Source organism: Azorhizobium doebereinerae UFLA1-100 (genome assembly GCF_000473085.1).
Classification (GTDB): Bacteria; Pseudomonadota; Alphaproteobacteria; order Rhizobiales; family Xanthobacteraceae; genus Azorhizobium; species Azorhizobium doebereinerae.
On record NZ_AXBA01000025.1, the window covers coordinates 1 to 19572 of the forward strand.

Below are 19572 nucleotides of genomic sequence, written 5' to 3' on the forward strand. Positions count from 1 at the left end.
ACAGCGACGCCCTGCGCGCCACAATCGCGGCAAGGAACGCGCAGGCGGTCATCCCGTCCAATCCATCCCGCGCCAGGAAGCATAGCCTCGACAGGCACCTCTACGCTCAGCGCCACCTGATCGAATGCTGCTTCTCCAAGCTCAAGCAGTTCAGGCGTGTCGCGACCCGCTTCGAGAAGACCGCGCGAAACTACCTCGCCATCGTCACAATCGCTGCCATCGTCCTGTGGATCAGGTAACTGTCCACACCACCTAGAGCAACTGGACAGGGCATTCCGCCGTTTCATCGAAACGGGAAATGCCCTGGGCTTCCCGGCCGCCGGCGGCGTGCCGGACTTTCTTGGATCGACGGCCCCGAGCCAGGCGCAGCCTGGCTGCGACGCCGGCCTGGGCCTGGGACACACTGATGCGGCTGACGGTCTTCGCCTATCTGTTTCCGCTGGCCTCGCTCGGCCTCGCCATCCTCGGCCCGGTATTCGCGCTGCCGTTCTCCGGCAGGCTGGCGGGGGTGGAGACATTCCTGCTGATCGGCTCGTGCTTCGCCGCCGTCCACCACGCCGAGGCGATCTCCAGCCGCATCGGCCAGCCGTTCGGCACGCTGATCCTGACCCTGAGCGTCACCGTGATCGAGGTCTCGGTCCTGGTGGCGATGATGCTGAACGGCGAGAACAATCCCACCGTCGCCCGCGAGGCGGTGCTTTCCACCGTCATGTTCGTCTGCACCGGCATCGTCGGCGCCTGCCTGCTGCTCGGTGCCCTGCGCCACCGCGAGCAGGAGGTTCGCCAGCAGGGCGTGAACGGCTATCTGTCGGTCATCATCGCGATTTCGGTGCTCTGCCTGCTGCTGCCGGAAGCCACCAATTCCGGGCTGCGCGGCAGCTACAATAATTTCCAGGTCGCCTTCATCATGGTCGGGACGGTTGTGCTCTACGGCGCCTTCCTGTTCATGCAGACGGTGCGCCACCGCGACCACTTCCTGCCCGATGAGCGCGAGGAGGAGGCGCCCGTCCGCCGGCCGCTGTGGCTGCACGTGCCCTGCCTGCTGGCAGCGCTGGCCGGCATCGTGGCGCTGTCGAGCGGGGTCGCCGCCGGGGTTGAGGAAGGGCTCGACCGGCTCGGGCTGGCGGACCCCGACGCCGTGGTCGGGGCGGTGGTGGTGGCCATGCTGCTGCTGCCGGAGACCATCACCGCCATCCGGGCGGCGCGGAACAACGAGCTCCAGCGCAGCATCAACACCGCGCTCGGCTCGGCACTCGCCACCATCGGCCTGACCATGCCGGCCATGGTGGCCGTCAGCAATCTGGTCGGGCGGCCGCTGATCCTCGGCATCGATCCGGAGGACCGCATCCAGCTCCTGCTGGTCCTGGTGCTGTCCATCGTCAGTTTCGGCACCGGCCGTACCAACGCGCTCAACGGCATCGTTCACCTCGTGCTGTTCGCCATCTATGTGATGACGCTGTTCGTGCCGTGAGCGCGATCCCGGCCGGCCGGCCGGCCGTTCGGCGCGGCGCCGGAACGGGTGCGGCGGCATTGCCTCCGCCACGGGGGAGGTTCGGGTGGACACTGGCGGGGCGTGGTGGCATGTTCCGGCCGTCATCAAGCGAGGCGTGGCCCGTGAAAGAGTTGCTGCTCTACATCTTCACCTGGTGGAACAAGACCACGCCGGGGACATCGCTGTGGACACGCCGGTTCGGCGAACTCGTCGGCCATGACGAGTTTGGCAATACCTACTACCGCACCAAGGGCGGCGCCGTGGACCCGACGCTGGGCTTCGACCGGCGCTGGGTGATCTACAGCGGCTATGCCGACAGCACCACGATCCCGCCCGGCTGGTACGGCTGGATGCACCACCGCGTGGACGTGCCGCCGACCGAGGAAAACTACACGCCGCGCGACTGGCAGAAGCCGCACCAGCGCAACTTCACCGGCTCGCCTCTGGCCTATCGCCCGAAGGGCTCGGTGCAGGCGGGCGGCCATCGCCCGCGCGTGACCGGCGACTACAACGCCTGGACGCCCGGCGAGTAGCACCGGGCGCCGTGCCCCAAGGTTTCTTCCGCAGCACACGGATGGCGCGGCCCCGCGCCTTTGCCGTGGCCTGCCCTGGCCAAGCCTTATTGCGGGTGTTAACGAGCGGGCGGCGCCGCAGCGGCGTCCGCGCGGGGTGAGTCCCTGCGGCGGACGCGGTCTTCGCGGCACATGCGGGCCGGGCCGGCCGTTCGAAACTTTCCAGGTGCGCGTCTGATGCGTCTCTTCCGCCTTGCCCCCGCCATGCTCGCCTCCGCCGTGGTGGCCGCTGCGCTGACAGGAGCATGCGGAACCGCTTCCGCGCAGAGCCGCAGCGGTATCGATTCGGCGCCGCTCCTGCCGCCGGCCGGGGTCGGCACGCCGGACTATCCGGGCTATCCCACCGGCAACGGCACCCAGCAGCGCGCCCAGCCGGCGCCGCCGCCGCCCGCTCCCGCACAGCAGCAGCCATACCAGGGCATCTACGGCATCGGCGGCCAGACGCCGGGGCAGGGCCAGGGTCAGGGCCAGCCGCAAGGGCAGGCGCAGCAGGGCCGGACCGCCCGTCCGCCGGCCGGCGCGCCGCCCGCCGCCGCTCCGCCGGCCGCCGCGCCCGCGCCCGCGCCCGTCGCCCCCGTGGACAATGACGTGCAGGTGGTGCCGCCTCCGGCGGAGAAGATCGTCAATCCCACCGCCGTCTATGCCGGTCTCGACAAGATCACCGGCCGCATCACTTCGTTCGAGGTGGGCATGGGCGAGACGGTGCAGTTCGGCGCGCTCCAGGTGACGCCCCGGGCCTGCTACACCCGCCCGCCCACCGAGCCGCAGAACACCACCTCCTTCACCGAGGTGAACGAGATCACCCTCCAGGGCGAGGCCAAGCGCATCTTCACCGGCTGGATGTTCGCCTCAAGCCCCGGCCTGCATGGCGTGGAGCACCCGATCTACGACGTCTGGCTGACCGACTGCAAAGCCAGCGCGCCCGGCACCGCCAAGCCCGGCGGCCAGAAGTAGAAATCGGCCGACACCGGCAGCGCCTGCTCCAGCAGGCGGTGGTAGTGTCGGCGCGTGACTTCGATGGCGCCGAAGCCGCCGAGGTGGGTGGTGACGAACTGGGTGTCCAGCAGCGTGAAGCCGCCCGCTTTCAGCCGCGCCACCAGATGGACCAGCGCCACCTTCGAGGCGTCGCGCTCCACATGGAACATGCTCTCGCCGAAGAAGGCGCCGCCCAGCTCCACGCCGTAGAGCCCGCCGACGAGGCGCCCGTCGCGCCAGGCTTCCACCGTGTGGCACTGGCCGCGCTCGAACAATTCGCCATAGAGCCGGCGGATGCGCGGGTTGATCCAGGTCTTCTCGCGGCCCTCCTGCGGGGCGGCGCAGCCATTGATGACGCCGTCGAAATCGGTGTCGACGCGAATCTCGAAGCGGTCCTGCCGCACGGTGCGGGCGAGGCGCGAGGGGATGTGGAAGCCGTCCAGCGGGATGATGCCGCGCCGGTCGGGCTCGATCCAGTAGAGCCCGGGATCGTCGGCGCTTTCGGCCATGGGAAAGATGCCGCAGGCATAGGCCTTCAGCAGGACATCCGGTGTGATCTCGACGAGGGGGTCGCGGGGACGGCTCATGGGCGCATCATATGTCAGGTCCGAGGCGGCTTGCATCCCATCCCGGGTTCGGCGGCGAATGCAATGCGCCGCTGCGGCACGCCGCGCCGCCGCCCGCCACGTCTTGCGGCGGCGTAGTTTATTTGTCATGGAGCCGCGCTACTGGGCCACCAGGGGGCATGGTCGCAGCCCTCGTCTTCTCGTGCATCGCGGGTGTCCGTCATGTTCTTCCAGTCCGCTGCCCGCAAGACGAGCGATCCTCGCCGCGCCCTGGTGTCGCCCTTCGACCTGTTCGCCTTCGTCCTGGTGTTCGGGGTGTTCGCGCTGTTCACCCAGGGCACGCAGGACACGCTGATCCCCATCGCCGACATGGAGAAGGTGCCGATCTCGCTGAGCCCGTGGGCGCTGCCGGAATATGCCCTGCGCACCACGCTGCGCATGCTCGCGGCCATGCTCGCCTCGCTGGTCTTCACCTTCGTCTACGGGGCGTTGGCGGCCAAGAGCCGGCGGGCGGAGATGGTGCTGGTGCCGGTGCTGGACATCCTCCAGTCGGTGCCGGTGCTGGGCTTCCTGTCCTTCACCGTGCTGTTCTTCATGAACCTGTTCCCCGGCAAGGTTATCGGCGTGGAGATGGCGGCGGTGTTCGCCATCTTCACCAGCCAGGCCTGGAACATGACCTTCAGCTTCTACCAGTCGCTGAAGACCCTGCCGCGCGACCTGGAGGAGGTTTCCCGCAGCTTCCGCCTCACCGGCTGGCAGCGCTTCTGGCGCCTGGAGGTGCCGTTCTCCATGCCCGGCCTGGTGTGGAACGCCATGATGTCCATGTCCGGCGGCTGGTTCTTCGTGGTCGCCTCCGAGGCCATCTCGGTGGGCAACACCACCATCACCCTGCCGGGCATCGGCGCCTACGTCTCCACCGCCATCGCCGAGCAGAACCTTGCCGCCGTGGCCTGGTCGGTGGTGGCCATGCTGGCGGTCATCCTGATCTACGACCAACTGCTGTTCCGCCCGCTGGTGGCCTGGGCCGACCGCTTCCGCTTCGAGCAGTCGGCGGGCGGCCCCCCGCCGCAGTCCTGGGTGCTGGATCTGGTCAAGCGCGCCCATCTGTTCCGCTGGGTGCTGTCGCCGCTCGGCGCGCTGTTCCGGGGGCTCGCCCGCATGCCGCTGCGCGCGCCGGTCGGTTTGCCGCGCCCGGTGTCCTCGGCCTGGGCCAGCCGGCCCATGGACGGCATCTGGACCGCGGCCATCATTGCGGTGGCGCTCTACGGCCTCTGGCTGATCGTCAGCTTCGTCGCCACGGAGGTGGCGCTGCGCGAGGTGCTGCACGTGCTGTGGCTCGGCTTCCTCACGCTGATCCGCGTGGCGGTGCTGATCGCTCTCGCCTCCCTCGTCTGGGTGCCGGTGGGGGTGTGGATCGGCCTTCGGCCCAAGGTCGCCAACGCGATGCAGCCGGTGGCGCAGTTCCTCGCCGCCTTTCCGGCCAACATTGTCTTCCCCTTCGCCGTGGTGGCCATCGTCCGGCTCGACCTCAACCCGGACATCTGGCTGTCGCCGCTGATGGTGCTGGGCACCCAGTGGTACATCCTGTTCAACGTCATCGCCGGCGCCAGCGCGTTTCCCAACGACATGAAGGAGGCAGCCCGCTCCTTCCATCTCAAGGGCGCGCAATGGTGGTTCAAGGTCATCCTGCCGGGGGTGTTTCCCTATTACGTCACCGGCGCGCTGACCGCGAGCGGGGGCTCCTGGAACGCCTCCATCGTCGCGGAAGTGGCGAGTTGGGGCACCACCACGCTGCACGCTGAAGGGCTCGGCGCCTATATCGCCGATGCCACCACGGCGGCGGACTATCCGCGCATCACGCTCGGCATCGCGATCATGTCGCTCTACGTCATCGCCTTCAACCGCACCCTGTGGCGGCCGCTGTTCACCTTCGCCGCCCGGCGCCTGCGCCTGGATTGAGGAGACCTGCCATGCTCGAAACCCGATCCGCCGGCGCCGGCACGCCCCTCGTCGAGGTGTCCCATGTGGTGCAGTCGTTCCGAAAGAGCGACAACAACCGTTACCTCGTGCTGGACGATGTCTCGCTGACCATCCGCGAGGGCGAGATCGTCGGCCTGCTCGGCCGCTCGGGCTCGGGCAAGTCCACCTTGCTGCGCATCATCTCCGGCCTCGTGCCGCCCTATGCGGGCGACGTGCGCTGGCTGGGTGAGCCGGTGACCGGCCCGTGCAAGGGCCTGTCCATGGTGTTCCAGACCTTCGCGCTGTTTCCCTGGCTGACGGTGCAACAGAATGTGGAGATCGGCCTGGAGGCGCTGGGCGTCGACGCGGCCGAGCGGCTCCGCCGCGCCGAGGAGGCCATCGACCTCATCGGTCTCGGCGGCTTCGAGAACGCCTATCCCAAGGAATTGTCCGGCGGCATGCGCCAGCGCGTGGGGTTCGCCCGGGCGCTGGTGGTGCACCCCCGCCTGATGCTGATGGACGAGCCGTTCTCCGCGCTCGACGTGCTCACCGCCGAGACGCTGCGCACCGACATCATCGACCTTTGGACCGAGGGGCGGCTGCCCATCAAGTCGATCCTCATCGTGACGCACAATATCGAGGAAGCCGTCCTCATGTGCGACCGGGTGATGATCTTCTCCTCCAACCCCGGCCGCGTGGCCTACGAGATGCCCATCACGCTCGCGCATCCGCGCGACCGGCTGGCGCCGGAGTTCCGCGCGCTGGTGGAGGACATCTACGCCCGCATGACCAATCGCGACGCGCCCGGCGCGGCACCGAGCCCGGGCGGGCAGCGGACGGAGGCGGGCATTGCGACCGCGCTGGAGCCGGTCACCACCAACATCATGGCGGGCCTGCTGGAGGAACTGGCGGACGCGCCCTATGACGGGCGCGCCGACCTGCCGGCGCTGGCCGACAGCCTCAACCTGTCGGGCGACGCGCTGTTTCCCATCGCGGAAACCTTGCAGATGCTGCGCTTCGCCGAGGTGACGCAGGGCGACATCATCCTCACGCCGGAGGGCCGCGCCTTCGTGCAGGCGGACGTGGAGCCGCGCAAGGCGCAGTTCGCCAAGCAGCTCCTGGCGCATGTGGCGCTCGCCGCCCACATCCGCCGCGTGCTGGACGAGCGCCCGAGCCACAAGGCGCCGTATTTCCGCTTCTCCGAGGAACTGGAGGACCATATGTCCGAGGAGTTCGCCGAGCGCACCTTGCGCACGGTGATCGCCTGGGGCCGCTATGGCGAGGTCTTCTCCTATGACGAGAAGACCCAGCAGTTCAGCCTGGAGGAAGAGGACTGACGGCCACCGGCGGCCTTGCTCCGCGGCGCGTGCGCCGCGGAGGGAAGGGTCGTCTCAGCTTTTCTTCTGCCCGGCCGCCCATTGCTCATAGAGCGCACGCAGCGACGGCTGCTTCGGGTTCCAGGTGATGTTGTCGATGCGCCATCCGGCCGCTTCGTTGACCAGTGCCAGCGTCACCTGGGCCGGCTTGCCGAAGTTCCGGAACTTCACCACGGCGGTGCAGTGCGTCGCGTCCTGCGGCACGATGTCGGTGGTGAGCTTGGTGATGAGCCAGTCCTGGCCGCCGACGAAGAAATCCACCTGGATCACGTCGGACAATTCGCCCGGATGGGTCTTCTCCTCGTCCACGATCAGCTTGGCCAGCGACTGGGAAAAATAGCGCTGCGCATCCGCCGGGTCCTCGCCCCAGGTTAGCCCCAGATCGTCCTGGCCGACATAGTGCTTGTAGATCGAGCCGACGAAGTCTTTCGGCGATTGCTGGGCCTGCGCGGCACCGAGCGGCAGGGCGAGCGCGAAGATGAGAAAGATGAAACGGAAGTAGTTGTGCATGGCCCCCTCGAAAGCATTTCGCATGTCGCGGATTGTTTTCTTCCCAGGAATATTCCGCTCGCCGGGAAGGGACGGCATTCTAATATGCTTTGCTGTCGCAGATATGCGACCACATTTCGCGGGGATAGCCGCCGCGTGCGCGAGAGGTCCACTCCGCGGCAGGCGGCGCGGGGCATCCGTGCGGGCCGCCGCAAGGCGGCCCCGGTGCGGCAGAAGGTGCGTCGTCAAGGCTGATGGATAAGGGAGGGGCGCCTGGCGCGTCCCTCCGGGGCTTTGCGCCCTAGCCGGCCTTGGTGCTCTCGCCATCGGCGAGGAAATGCTCCAGCCAATGGATGTCGTAGGCACCCTCGGCGATGTCCCGGGTGCGCACCAGGGTGCGGAACAGCGGCAGCGTGGTCTCGATGCCGTCCACCACGAATTCGTCCAGCGCCCGGCGCAGGCGGCGCAGGCATTCCTCGCGGGTGTTGCCGTGGACGATCAGCTTGCCCACCAGCGAATCGTAGTGCGGCGGGATCGTGTAGCCCTGGTAGGCATTGCTGTCGACGCGGATGCCGAGGCCGCCGGGCACGTGATAGTGCGTGATCTTGCCGGGGGAGGGCCGGAAGGTGTGCGGGTGCTCCGCATTGATGCGGCATTCGATGGCGTGGCCGGTGAACTGCACGTCGGCCTGGGTCAGCCCCATGGGCAGGCCGGCGGCGACGCGGATCTGCTCGTTGATGAGGTCGATGCCGGTGATCATCTCGGTCACCGGATGCTCCACCTGGATGCGGGTGTTCATCTCGATGAAGTAGAACTGGCCGTTCTCGTACAGGAACTCGACCGTGCCGACGCCGAGATACTTCAGCTCGCGCATGGCCTTGGCCACGGTCTCGCCGATCTCCGCGCGCTGGGCCGCGGTGAGGGCGGGGGAGGGGGCCTCCTCCCACACCTTCTGGTGCCGGCGCTGCAGCGAACAGTCGCGCTCGCCCAGGTGCACCGCATTGCCCTTGCCGTCGCCCAGCACCTGCACCTCGATGTGCCGGGGGGTGGCGAGGTACTTCTCCAGATAGACCGCGTCGTCGCCGAACGCCGCCTTGGCCTCGGTGCGGGCGGTGGAGAGGGCCTGGCTGAGATCGTCGGCGGTCATCGCCACCTTCATGCCGCGCCCGCCGCCGCCGGCGGCGGCCTTCACCAGCACCGGGAAGCCGATCTCGGCCGCCACGCGGTGGGCTTCTTCGTCGGAATTGATGCCACCCTCGGAGCCGGGGACGACCGGGATGCCGAGCCGCTGCGCGGTCTTCTTGGCCTCGATCTTGTCGCCCATGATGCGGATGTGCTCGGCCTTGGGGCCGATGAAATGCACCTTGTGGTCGGCCAGGATCTCGGCGAAGCGCGCGTTCTCCGCCAGGAAGCCGTAGCCGGGATGCACCGCGTCCGCGCCGGTGATCTCGCAGGCGGCCAGCAGCGAGGGGATGTTGAGATAGCTGTCGCGGGCGGCCGGCGGGCCGATGCACACGCTCTCGTCGGCGAGGCGCACATGCATGGCGTCGGCGTCGGCGGTGGAGTGCACGGCAACGGTGGCGATGCCCAGCTCCTTGCACGCGCGCAGGATGCGCAGGGCGATCTCGCCGCGATTGGCAATCAGGATTTTCTCGAACATCGGACTTCAGCCTGCTTGGCACCGCCGCCCGGCGGCACGGCCGCAGGGCGAGAGAGGTGCTCGTGCCTCGGAGGGGAGGGCGCGCCGCAAGGCATGAGGCTGGCGCGCCGCTTCCGGTCTCTCACTGCGCCGGGGCGATCCCGCCGGCCGGCGCGCGGGTTTCACTCGATGATGAGGAGCGGCTCGCCATATTCCACCGGGCGGCCGTTCGCCACCAGGATGCGGGTGACGGTGCCGGCCCGTGGCGCCGGGATGGCGTTCATGGTCTTCATGGCTTCGATAATCAGCAGGCTCTGGCCTTCGCGCACCTGGCTGCCGACGTCCACGAAGTTGGCGGCGCCGGGCTCCGGCGCCAGATAGGCGGTGCCGACCATGGGCGAGGTGACGACGCCGGGGTGCTTGGCGAAGTCGATGACGGCCGGGTCGGCCACCACGGGGGCTGCTGCGGCAGCCGGGGCGGCGGCCACGGCGGCGGGGGCGGCCGCGGCCACCGTGACCTGCGCGGGCGTGCGGGCGACGCGGATGCGCAGGTCGTCGTTCTGCACCTCGATCTCCGTCAGGTCGCTGCCGGACAGGAGGTTCGCGATCTCGCGGATGAGGGCGGTGTCGATCGGGGTCTTGGTTGTTTTCATCATGTCATGCACACGCGCGGCCGTGGCCACGCAGGAGCTCCTTGCGGATGGTGGTCGCCGTCATGCGCGCGCCTGCCGGGCGGTGGCGAGGGCGGCGATGCCGAGGGCATAGCTCTGCGGGCCGAAGCCGCAGATCACGCCCCGGACGACCGGAGAGAGATAGGAATGGTGGCGAAAGGGTTCGCGGGCGAACACGTTGGACAGGTGCACCTCGACGGTGGGCACGCCGACGCCGGCGATGGCGTCGCGCAGGGCGACCGAGGTGTGGGTATAGGCGCCCGCATTGAGCACGATGCCGGCGGCGCCGGCGGCGGCCTGGATCAGGTCCACCAGCGCGCCTTCGTGATTGGTCTGGCGGAACACCACCTCAAGGCCGTGCCGGGCAGCGGTGTCGCGGCACAGGGCCTCCACGTCGGCCAGCGTCGCGGCACCATAGATGCCGGGTTCGCGCGTGCCGAGCAGATTGAGATTGGGCCCATTGAGGACGTGGATGGTGTCGGACATCCGTGACGGTTCAGCCTGCGACCCGATCCTGCCGGGCCCGCGCGGTTATACGGGGCCTTCCGTCGCAAGGAAAGCCGCCATCTGAGACCATTCACCGGACCGTCACATGGCGGCCATGCCGGCCGCGTGGGGCGGCCGGCTTCGCCCTGGGTCAGTTGGAGGCGGGCGTCTTGCCGGCGGCCGTGACCGCCTGCTGGAGCTTTTCCAGCCCCACGGCGCCCACGATGACGTCGTCGCCGATGACGAAGCTGGGCGTGCCGTTGAGCCCCAGCGCCTGGGCGATCTGCATGCTCTCGTCCAGCGTGGCGTTCAGCTCGGGCGAAGTCGCCTGCTTCTGGAGCAGGGCCGGGTCGATGCCCACTTCCTTGGCGGCGGCAAGCGCGCGGGCGCGGTCCGCCTGGCCGCGGCCGCCGAGCAGCGCCTGATGGAAGGCCAGGTATTTGTCGGGCGCCGCCAGGCGGACCGCCACGGCCACCTGCGCAGCCTCCACCGAGCCTGGCCCGAGCACCGGGAACTCGCGCAGCACCACGCGCAGGTTGGGGTTGGCCTTGATCAGGGCGTTGATGTCGGAGAGCGTGTGCTTGCAGTAGCCGCAGTTGTAGTCGAAGAACTCGACCAGCGTGACATTGCCCTTCGGATTGCCCACCACGACGCCGCGCGGGCTGTCGAACACGGTGGCCTTCATGCCGGCCAGGGTCTTGGCGCGGGCCTGGGATTCCGCGTCGCTCTGGCGCTTCTCCAGCACCGCGATGGCTTCCTGCAGCACTTCGGGGTTGTTGACGAGGTAGTCGCGGATCAGCGGGCCGAGCTCGGCCTTCTCCTGGTCGGTGAAGGCTGCGGCGGGCAGCGTGGTGGTTGCCGTCAACCCGAGAACGGCCACGGCGGCGAGGGCGGCACGCAGGCCGGAGCGGGACAGCATCGAAATCTCCATGGTGACGGTCGAACCTTATTGAGTGTCGCCGGATTTGGCCGGCTTGCTATTCACGATATCGTCTGCCTTCAGCCAGCCCGGCGAGTTGGGCGGGAAGGTCTGGCGTGCGCGGGCGGCGAGTTCGCGCGCCGTGCGCATGTCGCCGGTGGCGATGGCCGCCTGGGCCGAGGCGAGGTCCGCCTGCGGCCGGTTGTTCTTCATTCCGTAGGCCTTGGCGAGGGCGCGCCATCCGCCGGCGCTGTCCGGATCACGCTGCGTCGCCTGGACCAGTTCCCGGATCGCCTCGTCCGTATAGGCCGGATTGCCGGATTCGACGAGGGCCTGGCCGAGCATGGCGCGGATCAGCGGCGCGCCATTGGTCATGCTGACCGCCTTGCGCAGCGGCGGCACCGCCTCGGTGGCCCGCCCGCTCTCCAGCAGCGCCTGGCCCTTGAGCTCCTCAAAATAAGGATTGCCCGGCTCCTTGGCGATCAGGGCGTCGATCTGCGCCACCGCGCCGGAGACGGAGCCGAAGCGATAGGCGGAAATCGCCCGCGCATACAGCGCGGGCATCGACTGGTCGGTGGACGGATAGCGCCGCGCCACCACGTCGGGGCGCTCCTGGAAGCCGATCAGCTTGGCCCGCATCATGTCATGGCGGGCCTGGAGCGCGGGCGGGTCCTTGGCATTGTAGTAGGGGCTGGCCTTGGCCAGCACCTCCAGTGCGGCGATGCGTTCGCGCGCCATGGGATGGCTCAACAGGTAGGGATCGACGCGCTGGGTGATGAACAACTGGTCGTTCTGGAAGCGCTCGAACGTCTCCAGCATGCCCTTGGCCGATTGCTGGGTAGCGTTGAGATAGCTCACCGCCGAGCGGTCGGCCGCCTGTTCTTCCTCGCGCTGGTATTGCAGGAGGGAGCGGCGGATCATCTCCTGCGGCGCCAGCACGGCGCCGGCGGCCGCATTGCCCACATTGCCGCCGCTGGCCCCGCTCGCCGCTCCGGCCGCCACGCCGCCGGCGGCCATCATCATGGCGACGATGGCCATGGTCTGCGCCCCGGCCAACTGCTCGCGGCGGCGGGCCAGATGCCCGCCCGCGATATGGCCGGTCTCATGGGCGAGCACGCCAATGATCTGGTTCGGTGTGGTGGAATCCACCAATGCGCCGGTATTGATGAAGATGCGCCGGCCGTCGGCCACGAAGGCGTTGAAGGCGCGATCGTTGATCAGCACCACCTCGACATTCTGCTGCGAGAGCTTGGCCACCTTCAGGATCGGGCGGGTGTAGTCGCGCAGCAGGTTCTCGATCTCGGTGTCGCGGATCACCGGCAGCCCCTTGGTGGGGGGCGCCTGGGCGAACGCGGCGGTGAGCGACAGATGGCAGGCGGCCACCGCGCCGAGCAGGGCGCCGGTGGCGCGGCGCGCCGGAGCAAGAGCGGAGAACAGCGCGGCGAACATCGAAGGCAGTCAATCCCCACACACAACCGGAAATCGGAGCGGCGCGACCCTGGCAGGGGCGGCCTCTTGGCGTCGATCCGGCGGCGCGGTAACACGGGCGCCCGCACAGCCGGGTCAACGGTCACAGTCTCTGGGTTGTCCCAACGTCTACCCACAAGGGGAATGCGGCGGCAAAACGGCGGTAGGGCTGCCGTGCCGGCATCCGGCCCGTTTCAGCGATCACGAAAGCGAAGGTCATGACCCTCACCGCGCCCCTTTCCGGCCTCGTCCCCGCCTCCCGCCGCAGCGATGTGGCGCCGTTCATCGTCATGGACGTGATGGAGCATGCGGCGCGGCTGGAGGCGTCCGGGGCGCGGGTCATCCATCTGGAGGTCGGCCAGCCGGCCGATCCGGCGCCGCTGACCGCCCGCAGGGCCGCCGCCGCCGCGCTGGAGCGGGGGCAGGTGGGCTATACGGCCGCGCTCGGCATGCCCTCGCTGCGGGCCCGCATCGCCCGCTATTACCAGGAGCAGTATGGTTTCGCGCTCGATCCGGAGCGGGTGGTGGTGACCAACGGCTCCTCCGGCGGCTTCATCCTGGCCTTCCTGGCGCTGTTCGAAGCCGGCGACCGGGTGGCCATCGCCGCGCCCGGCTATCCGCCCTATCGCCACGTGCTCTCCGCGCTCGGCTGCGAGCCGGTGCTGATCGAGACGCGGGCCGAGGACCGATTCGCGCTGACGCCGGAGACGCTGCGCGCCGCCCATGCGGAAAAGCCGCTGAAGGGCGTGCTGGTGGCGAGCCCGGCCAACCCCACCGGCACCATGATGGACCGGGCGGCGCTGACCGCCCTCCACGCGGCGGCCAGGGATCTTGGCCTGCGTTTCGTCTCCGACGAGATCTACCACGGGCTCGACTATGCCTTCCCGGCGGTGAGCGCGGCGCAGATCGCCCCCGACGCCGTGGTGATCAATTCCTTCTCCAAATACTTCTGCATGACCGGCTGGCGGGTGGGCTGGATGGTGGTGCCGGAGGGAATGGCGCGCACCATGGAGCGGTTGCAGCAGAACTTTTCGATCTCCGTGCCCACCCTGTCGCAGATCGCCGCCGAGGCGGCGTTCGAGGGGCGGGCGGAGATGGATGCCGTGAAGCACGGCTATGAGGAGAACCGCCGCATCCTGACCGCGGGGCTGCCGCGCGTCGGGCTGGAGCATTTCCTGCCCGCCGACGGGGCCTTCTACCTCTATGCGGACGTCTCCCGCTTCACCGGCGATTCGCACGCCTTCGCCACCCGGCTGCTGGACGCGGCCCATGTGGCGGCGACGCCGGGGGTGGATTTCGACCCGTTCCGCGGCAAGCAGTTCCTGCGCTTCTCCTATGCCGGCTCGCCCGCCGACATGCGCGAGGCCGTTGAACGCATCGGCGCCTTCCTGGCGAAGGAATAGCGAAGCCCGGCTGCGCCAACTCGCCGGTTGCGACTTTCCAACGCACCCCTCACACTCCCGCCCATAACAAGAAAGTGGGCTGGAAACGAAGGGGTGGTTTCATGTTGGCACTATTGCTGATTGTCGCCTGCGGACTTTTCGCCGTGGGCTATGGAGTGTGGGCTGGCCGCGCCGTCATGGCGGCCGATCCCGGCACGGCGCGCATGCAGGAGATCGCAGCGGCGATCGCCGAGGGCGCGCAGGCCTATCTGAAGCGTCAGTACACCACCATCGGCATCGTTGGCGTGGTGATCTTCCTGCTGGTGGGCGTGTTCCTCGGCTGGCTGGTCGCCATCGGCTTCGCGCTCGGCGCCATCCTCTCCGCCCTCGCCGGCTTCATCGGCATGAACGTCTCGGTGCGGGCCAATGTGCGCACCGCCCAGGCGGCGACGCGCTCGCTCGCCGGCGGCCTCGACATCGCCTTCAAGGCCGGCGCGGTCACGGGCCTGCTGGTGGCGGGCCTCGCGCTGCTCGGCGTGACGGTCTATTTCGCCGTCCTGACGCGCGGGCTCGGCTACAGCCTCACCAACCGCACCGTGGTGGACGCGCTGGTGGCGCTCGGCTTCGGCGCCTCGCTCATCTCCATCTTCGCCCGCCTCGGCGGCGGCATCTTCACCAAGGGCGCGGATGTCGGCGGCGACCTCGTCGGCAAGGTGGAGGCCGGCATTCCCGAGGACGATCCGCGCAATCCCGCCACCATCGCCGACAACGTGGGCGACAATGTCGGCGACTGCGCCGGCATGGCGGCGGACCTGTTCGAGACCTATGCGGTGACGGTGGTGGCCACCATGGTGCTGGCCATCATCTTCTTCTCCGCCGCGCCGGCGGTGCTGAACAATCTGGTGATCTTTCCGCTGGCCATCGGGGCGGTGTGCATCCTCACCTCGATCGCCGGCACCTTCTTCGTGAAGCTCGGCCCCAGTTCCTCGATCATGGGGGCGCTTTACAAGGGATTCGGCGCCAGCGCCGGGCTCTCCGTCTTCGCGCTCGCCCTCGTCACCTGGCTGCTGATCGGCTTCGGCCCCATCGCCGGCACGGCGTTGACGGGCACGGAACTGTTCCTCTCCGGCATCGTCGGCCTGGCGGTGACCGGGGCCATCGTCGTCATCACCGAATATTACACCGGCACCGGCTACCGGCCGGTGGTGTCCATCGCCCAGGCCTCGGTGACGGGGCACGGCACCAACATCATCCAGGGCCTTGCGGTCTCGCTCGAATCGACCGCGCTGCCCACCCTGGTCATCATCGCCGGCATTCTGGTCGCCTACGGCCTCGCCGGCCTGTTCGGCATCGCCATCGCGGCCACCACCATGCTGGCGCTGGCCGGCATGGTGGTGGCGCTCGACGCCTTCGGGCCGGTCACCGACAATGCGGGCGGTATCGCCGAGATGGCGGGGCTGCCCGCCGAGGTGCGCCATTCCACCGACGCCCTCGACGCGGTGGGCAACACCACCAAGGCGGTGACCAAGGGCTATGCCATCGGCTCGGCGGGCCTCGGCGCGCTGGTGCTGTTCGCCGCCTACAATGCGGACCTGCGCTATTTCATCGCCCAGGCCCAGCCCGGCAGCTATTTCTCCGGGGTCTCGCCGAATTTCTCGCTGGAGAATCCCTATGTGGTGGTCGGCCTGCTGTTCGGCGGCCTGCTGCCGTTCCTGTTCGCCGCCATGGGCATGACGGCGGTGGGCCGGGCGGCGGGGGCCATCGTGGAGGAGGTGCGGCGGCAGTTCCGCGAGAAGCCGGGAATCATGGCCGGCACCGACAAGCCGGACTATTCCCGCGCCGTGGACCTGCTCACCAAGGCGGCCATCAAGGAAATGATCATTCCCTCGCTGCTGCCGGTGCTTTCGCCCATCGTCTGCTATTTCGTCATCTATCTGGTGGCGGGCGGCGGGGCGGCCGGCAAGTCGGCGGCCTTCTCGGCGGTGGGCGCCATGCTCCTCGGCGTCATCGTCACCGGGCTGTTCGTGGCCATCTCCATGACGTCCGGCGGCGGGGCGTGGGACAATGCCAAGAAGAGCTTCGAGGACGGCTTCGTCGACAAGGACGGGGTGCGCCACTACAAGGGCTCGGACGCCCACAAGGCGTCGGTGACCGGCGATACGGTGGGCGATCCCTATAAGGACACCGCCGGGCCGGCGGTGAATCCGATGATCAAGATCACCAACATCGTCGCGCTCCTGCTGCTGGCGGTGCTGGGGCATTGAACGAGCGGGCGGGTGCTTGAGATCGGCGCCCGCCCGCTCCACATAAGGGCTGCCGCGGCTTTGCCGTGTTCGCGCGTCAGCCCGCCGCGCAACGCAGGGCAGCGGACTTTCATTGCGCCGTGCGATCGTGTAGGAACCGGCCGAAATGGCGCGCCTGGGCTTGAGCCCGGCGCGAGGATGATGGAATTCATGCAGACCGTTCTGATCGTCATTCACCTGATGGTGGTGCTCGCCCTTATCGGCGTGGTCCTGATCCAGCGCTCCGAAGGCGGTGGCCTTGGCATCGGCGGCGGCGGTGGGGGCGGTGGCTTCTTCACGGCGCGCGGCACGGCCAACGTGCTGACCCGCGCGACCGCTGTGCTGGCCGGCCTGTTCTTCATCACCAGCCTGTCGCTGACCATCCTGGCCGGCTGGGGCCGCACCCCGGCGTCCATCCTGGCGCCGACCAACGCGCCGTCGGGGCCGAGCGTCCCGAGCAGCACGGGCGGCTCCATCCTCGACCAGATCCGGCCGCAGGGCACGGCCCCCGGCGCCGCCGCGCCCGAGGCTCCCGCCCCGTCCGGCCCCCAGGTTCCGAAGTCTCAGTGATCGCTGCGCCGCGGATGGCCGCGGCGTGATGTTCTCCACAGGCGAGGCGACGTCATATCGGGCGTCGCACTCGCCGAATCGCGTTTGCGCGGAGTAGAGTTGAAGCCCATGGCGCGCTACATCTTCATCACCGGCGGCGTCGTGTCCTCCCTTGGCAAGGGCCTCGCCTCCGCAGCTCTCGGCGCGCTTCTGCAAGCGCGCGGATACACCGTCCGGCTGCGCAAGCTGGACCCGTATCTCAACGTCGATCCGGGCACCATGAGCCCGTATCAGCACGGCGAGGTGTTCGTCACCGACGACGGCGCCGAGACCGACCTCGACCTCGGGCATTACGAGCGCTTCACCGGGCATCCTGCCACCAGGCAGGACAACATCACCACCGGGCGCATCTACCAGGACATCCTCACCAAGGAGCGGCGCGGCGACTATCTCGGCGCCACCATCCAGGTGATTCCCCACGTCACCAACGCGATCAAGGACTTCGTGCTGGACGGCAACGAGGGCTTCGACTTCGTGCTGATCGAGGTGGGCGGCACGGTGGGCGACATCGAGGGCCTGCCCTTCTTCGAGGCGACCCGCCAGCTCAAGAACGAGCTGCCGCGCAACCACGCCATCTTCATCCACCTCACCCTGATGCCCTTCATCCCCTCCGCCGGGGAATTGAAGACCAAGCCGACCCAGCATTCGGTGAAGGAGCTGCGCTCCATCGGCATCCAGCCCGACATCCTGCTCTGCCGCTGCGACCGCGAGATCCCGCGCGAGGAGCGGCGCAAGCTGTCGCTGTTCTGCAACGTGCGCGAGAGCGCGGTGATCGAGGCGCGCGACGTGGACAATATCTACGCCGTGCCGTCCTCCTATCACGCGGAAGGGCTGGACGACGAAGTGCTGGCCGCCTTCGGCATCGAGCCGGCGCCGGCGCCGAATCTCGCCCGCTGGTCCAACATCGAGCAGCGCGTGCGCAACCCCGAGGGCGAGGTCACCATCGCCATCGTGGGCAAGTACACGGGCCTCAAGGACGCCTACAAGTCGCTCATCGAGGCGCTGAACCACGGTGGCATCGCCAACAAGGTGAAGGTCAATCTCGACTGGATCGAGAGCGAGACCTTCGAGACCGAGGACCCGGCGCCGTTCCTGGAGCATGTCCACGGCATCCTAGTGCCCGGCGGCTTCGGCCAGCGCGGCGCCGAGGGCAAGATCAAGGCGGCGCAGTTCGCCCGCGAGCGCTCCGTGCCGTATTTCGGCATCTGCTTCGGCATGCAGATGGCGGTGATCGAGGCGGCCCGGAACCTCGCCGGCGTGAAGAACGCCAATTCCACCGAGTTCGGCGAGACCTCCGAGCCGGTGGTGGGCCTGCTCACCGAATGGCTCAAGGGCAACGAGCTGGAGCGCCGCTCCGCCGCCGGTGACCTTGGCGGCACCATGCGGCTCGGCGCCTATCTGGCCCAGCTGCGCGAGGGCAGCCGCGTCGCCGGCATCTACGGCACGCAGGAAATCTCCGAGCGGCATCGTCATCGCTACGAGGTGAACACCGGCTATAAGGAGCGCCTGGAAGCCCATGGCATGCGCTTCTCCGGCATGTCTCCCGACGGCCTGCTGCCGGAAATCGTCGAATATGCCGATCATCCCTGGTTCATCGGCGTGCAGTTCCATCCGGAGCTGAAGTCGCGCCCGTTCCAGCCGCATCCCTTGTTCGCCTCCTTCATCGGGGCGGCCATGGAGCAGAGCCGGCTGGTCTGACGAGGAGGAGTTCCCATGCGTCGCGGTCTCGATCACGTCGTCCATCTGGTCCGGGATCTGGACGCGGCGGGGGAAATCTACGACCTCCTCGGCTTCACCGTGGGCTCGCGCAACCATCATCCGTGGGGCACGCACAACCGCATCGTGCAGACCCCCGGCTTCTTCATCGAACTCCTTGAAGTGGCCGAGCCGGAGAAGATCCCGCCGCACAACGGCGCCTTCTTCTCCTTCGGGGCCTTCAACAAGGACATGTTGGCGCGCCGCGGCGAGGGCCTGTCGATGCTGGCGCTGGAAGGCAGCGATCCGGCCGCCGACAAGGCTGCCTTCGATGCGGCCGGCGTCGGCGGCTTCGATCTGTTCGACTTCGCCCGCACCGCGCGCCGCGCCGACGGCGCCGAGGTGGAGGTGGGCTTCTCGCTGGTCTTCGCCCGCGACCCAATCCCGTCCGACGCCGGCTTCTTCACCTGCATGCAGCGCAAGCCCGAGAATTTCTGGTCGCCGCAGATGCAGCGCCACGCCAATGGCGTGACCCATGTGATCGGCGTGGTGCTGGTGGCCGACAGCCCGGCGGACCACGCCAGCTTCATCGACACCGTCTCCGACTGCACGCCCCGGCGCGCCACGGACGGCTGGTATGTGGCGCAGACGCCGCGCGGGGCGATCGACCTCATGACGCCCGCCCTGTTCACCGAGCGCTACGGCGTTCCGGCTCCGGCGGGGGAGGGGCTGCGCCTTGCCGCCGTGCGCTTCTCGACGCCGGGCGCCGCCGATCTGCGGCGCGGCCTGGCCGCCCGCCGCATGCTGGAGGAGCAGATCCAGGGCATCGCCGTGATTCCGCCGCGCGCGGCCATGGGCGCGACGCTGGTGTTCGAGCGCACCGACGAGGCCGAGCCGGCCTGAGCTTCGGGACGCCCCGGCCTCTTGAACCGGGCCGCAGGTGCCCCACATCCCCTGAGCCTCCCGCAGGAGCGGAGGCTCCCGCGCGGACGA

At 68.7% G+C, this 19572-nt stretch carries 18 protein-coding genes; 11 read left to right on the forward strand and 7 right to left on the reverse strand.

Annotated elements, in window-relative coordinates; all coding sequences use genetic code 11:
* The 4 genes from YU1_RS0117365 to YU1_RS32795 all read left to right on the forward strand — a co-directional run.
* Nucleotides 1-239, forward strand: a 239-nt coding sequence (locus YU1_RS0117365; protein WP_029004616.1) for an IS5/IS1182 family transposase, incomplete at its 5' end; no start/stop codon positions are given.
* 167 nt (nt 240-406) lie between these two features.
* Nucleotides 407-1471 (forward strand): calcium:cation antiporter, encoded by a 1065-nt coding sequence (locus YU1_RS0117370; RefSeq protein ID WP_029005152.1) that lies wholly within the window; start codon nt 407-409, stop codon nt 1469-1471.
* A gap of 143 nt (nt 1472-1614) precedes the next feature.
* Nucleotides 1615-2025 carry an NADH:ubiquinone oxidoreductase subunit NDUFA12 gene (locus YU1_RS0117375; protein WP_029005153.1) on the forward strand — a complete coding sequence of 137 codons (411 nt, stop codon included), beginning with the start codon at nt 1615-1617 and terminating at the stop codon, nt 2023-2025.
* 216 nt (nt 2026-2241) lie between these two features.
* Nucleotides 2242-3018, forward strand: coding sequence for a DUF2155 domain-containing protein (locus YU1_RS32795; protein WP_084539950.1), 777 nt, complete (start codon nt 2242-2244; stop codon nt 3016-3018).
* On the opposite strand, the gene aat is transcribed toward YU1_RS32795, so the two are convergent.
* Complete coding sequence (aat, locus tag YU1_RS0117385; RefSeq protein WP_029005154.1) at nt 2949-3626, reverse strand: leucyl/phenylalanyl-tRNA--protein transferase; 678 nt, start codon at nt 3624-3626, stop codon at nt 2949-2951. The two genes, YU1_RS32795 and aat, sit on opposite strands and share 70 nt — an antisense overlap.
* A 201-nt stretch (nt 3627-3827) precedes the next feature.
* On the opposite strand from aat, the gene YU1_RS30030 reads away from it, so the two are divergent.
* Nucleotides 3828-5564, forward strand: a complete 1737-nt coding sequence (locus YU1_RS30030; protein ID WP_035715759.1) for an ABC transporter permease — start codon at nt 3828-3830, stop codon at nt 5562-5564.
* An 11-nt stretch (nt 5565-5575) separates the two neighbouring features.
* The gene (locus tag YU1_RS0117395) at nt 5576-6901 is read left to right on the forward strand and encodes an ABC transporter ATP-binding protein (protein ID WP_029005155.1); all 1326 of its coding nucleotides are present in this window, start codon (nt 5576-5578) and stop codon (nt 6899-6901) included.
* A gap of 54 nt (nt 6902-6955) precedes the next feature.
* Here the strand turns inward: YU1_RS0117395 and YU1_RS34045 are convergent, their stop codons facing one another.
* The 6 genes from YU1_RS34045 to YU1_RS0117425 form a co-directional block, all read right to left on the reverse strand.
* The gene (locus YU1_RS34045; protein ID WP_035715762.1) at nt 6956-7474 is read right to left on the reverse strand and encodes a DUF3828 domain-containing protein; all 519 of its coding nucleotides are present in this window, start codon (nt 7472-7474) and stop codon (nt 6956-6958) included.
* Between the two features lie 256 nt (nt 7475-7730).
* Nucleotides 7731-9089 (reverse strand): acetyl-CoA carboxylase biotin carboxylase subunit, encoded by a 1359-nt coding sequence (accC, locus tag YU1_RS0117405; RefSeq protein WP_029005157.1) that lies wholly within the window; start codon nt 9087-9089, stop codon nt 7731-7733.
* A 161-nt stretch (nt 9090-9250) separates the two neighbouring features.
* Nucleotides 9251-9721, reverse strand: coding sequence for an acetyl-CoA carboxylase biotin carboxyl carrier protein (gene accB, locus YU1_RS0117410; RefSeq protein ID WP_029005158.1), 471 nt, complete (start codon nt 9719-9721; stop codon nt 9251-9253).
* A 60-nt stretch (nt 9722-9781) separates the two neighbouring features.
* The gene (gene aroQ, locus YU1_RS0117415) at nt 9782-10225 is read right to left on the reverse strand and encodes a type II 3-dehydroquinate dehydratase (protein ID WP_029005159.1); all 444 of its coding nucleotides are present in this window, start codon (nt 10223-10225) and stop codon (nt 9782-9784) included.
* Nucleotides 10226-10376: 151 nt separating this feature from the next.
* Nucleotides 10377-11144, reverse strand: coding sequence for a DsbA family protein (locus YU1_RS0117420; RefSeq protein WP_029005160.1), 768 nt, complete (start codon nt 11142-11144; stop codon nt 10377-10379).
* 27 nt (nt 11145-11171) lie between these two features.
* Nucleotides 11172-12593 (reverse strand): M48 family metalloprotease, encoded by a 1422-nt coding sequence (locus YU1_RS0117425; protein ID WP_035715764.1) that lies wholly within the window; start codon nt 12591-12593, stop codon nt 11172-11174.
* 236 nt (nt 12594-12829) lie between these two features.
* Between YU1_RS0117425 and YU1_RS0117430 the strand changes: the two genes are divergently transcribed.
* From YU1_RS0117430 to YU1_RS0117450, 5 genes are all read left to right on the forward strand, one after another.
* A complete protein-coding gene (locus YU1_RS0117430; protein ID WP_029005162.1) occupies nt 12830-14014 on the forward strand; it encodes a pyridoxal phosphate-dependent aminotransferase in 1185 nt (394 codons plus the stop codon).
* A 101-nt stretch (nt 14015-14115) separates the two neighbouring features.
* The gene (locus YU1_RS0117435; RefSeq protein ID WP_029005163.1) at nt 14116-16257 is read left to right on the forward strand and encodes a sodium-translocating pyrophosphatase; all 2142 of its coding nucleotides are present in this window, start codon (nt 14116-14118) and stop codon (nt 16255-16257) included.
* A 189-nt stretch (nt 16258-16446) separates the two neighbouring features.
* Complete coding sequence (secG, locus tag YU1_RS0117440) at nt 16447-16845, forward strand: preprotein translocase subunit SecG (protein WP_029005164.1); 399 nt, start codon at nt 16447-16449, stop codon at nt 16843-16845.
* 108 nt (nt 16846-16953) lie between these two features.
* Entirely contained in the window at nt 16954-18582 is a 1629-nt protein-coding gene (locus YU1_RS0117445) for a CTP synthase (RefSeq protein ID WP_029005165.1), read from the forward strand.
* A gap of 15 nt (nt 18583-18597) precedes the next feature.
* Complete coding sequence (locus tag YU1_RS0117450) at nt 18598-19482, forward strand: VOC family protein (RefSeq protein WP_029005166.1); 885 nt, start codon at nt 18598-18600, stop codon at nt 19480-19482.
* Nucleotides 19483-19572: the final 90 nt, after the last annotated feature.

Excerpts from the sequence above, each read along its gene's own strand:
- YU1_RS34045 (WP_035715762.1), bottom strand. The coding sequence starts at position 7,474 with ATGCGAAATGCTTTCGAGGGGGCCATGCACAACTACTTCCGTTTCATC.
- YU1_RS32795 (WP_084539950.1), top strand. The coding sequence starts at position 2,242 with ATGCGTCTCTTCCGCCTTGCCCCCGCCATGCTCGCCTCCGCCGTGGTG.
- YU1_RS30030 (WP_035715759.1), top strand. The coding sequence starts at position 3,828 with ATGTTCTTCCAGTCCGCTGCCCGCAAGACGAGCGATCCTCGCCGCGCC.
- secG (WP_029005164.1), top strand. The coding sequence starts at position 16,447 with ATGCAGACCGTTCTGATCGTCATTCACCTGATGGTGGTGCTCGCCCTT.
- YU1_RS0117435 (WP_029005163.1), top strand. The coding sequence starts at position 14,116 with ATGTTGGCACTATTGCTGATTGTCGCCTGCGGACTTTTCGCCGTGGGC.
- YU1_RS0117420 (WP_029005160.1), bottom strand. The coding sequence starts at position 11,144 with ATGCTGTCCCGCTCCGGCCTGCGTGCCGCCCTCGCCGCCGTGGCCGTT.
- YU1_RS0117370 (WP_029005152.1), top strand. The coding sequence starts at position 407 with ATGCGGCTGACGGTCTTCGCCTATCTGTTTCCGCTGGCCTCGCTCGGC.
- YU1_RS0117450 (WP_029005166.1), top strand. The coding sequence starts at position 18,598 with ATGCGTCGCGGTCTCGATCACGTCGTCCATCTGGTCCGGGATCTGGAC.
- accB (WP_029005158.1), bottom strand. The coding sequence starts at position 9,721 with ATGAAAACAACCAAGACCCCGATCGACACCGCCCTCATCCGCGAGATC.
- YU1_RS0117425 (WP_035715764.1), bottom strand. The coding sequence starts at position 12,593 with ATGTTCGCCGCGCTGTTCTCCGCTCTTGCTCCGGCGCGCCGCGCCACC.
- accC (WP_029005157.1), bottom strand. The coding sequence starts at position 9,089 with ATGTTCGAGAAAATCCTGATTGCCAATCGCGGCGAGATCGCCCTGCGC.
- YU1_RS0117430 (WP_029005162.1), top strand. The coding sequence starts at position 12,830 with ATGACCCTCACCGCGCCCCTTTCCGGCCTCGTCCCCGCCTCCCGCCGC.
- aroQ (WP_029005159.1), bottom strand. The coding sequence starts at position 10,225 with ATGTCCGACACCATCCACGTCCTCAATGGGCCCAATCTCAATCTGCTC.
- YU1_RS0117395 (WP_029005155.1), top strand. The coding sequence starts at position 5,576 with ATGCTCGAAACCCGATCCGCCGGCGCCGGCACGCCCCTCGTCGAGGTG.
- YU1_RS0117445 (WP_029005165.1), top strand. The coding sequence starts at position 16,954 with ATGGCGCGCTACATCTTCATCACCGGCGGCGTCGTGTCCTCCCTTGGC.
- aat (WP_029005154.1), bottom strand. The coding sequence starts at position 3,626 with ATGAGCCGTCCCCGCGACCCCCTCGTCGAGATCACACCGGATGTCCTG.